General features: G+C 50.3%; 1 protein-coding gene. It reads right to left on the reverse strand.

Features of this window, described 5'->3' with window-relative positions:
• On the reverse strand, nt 1–523 hold a 523-nt coding region (gene ftsA / locus ACWHAR_RS31835; protein WP_452089020.1), incomplete at both ends, for a cell division protein FtsA.

Below are 523 nucleotides of genomic sequence, written 5' to 3' on the forward strand. Positions count from 1 at the left end.
TGAGGCCGACTCCTGTCATGTATTGAGGTTCTCTTACACCGATATAATTCGGGCTAGCCACTCTGACGTTATTTTGAAGAACATCCTGTGCGAGGCTGAGGACCCCCGGCATTCCAGCCTGTCCCCCTGTAAGCACAAAGCCTCCCGGCAATTCTTTTATTCCCATGTTCCGCAGTTCCTCTGCCACGAATAAAAAGATTTCTTCAAGCCTGGCTTCTATAATGTCTGCCACTTCCCGCTGAGTAAAGGTCTGCTTTTGGTCCGTCCCGATCACGGCGACTTCAAATGTTTCCTCTTCCGACGCTTCTTCGTAGAAAGCATGTCCAAACTGCTTTTTCACCCGCTCAGCTTCGTCCGTGGAGGTGCGCAATCCGATTGAAATATCCTTGGTGATGTTTTCTCCTCCCAGTGGTATGACACGGGTCGCAAGAAGGTGGCCGTCCTCAAATACGGCAACCGTTGTTGATCCTCCCCCGATGTCGATTAAAGCCACTCCGAGGTTTTTTTCGTCCTTTGATAAAGC

The sequence above is a fragment of the Bacillus sp. LR--39 genome (assembly GCF_053613335.1).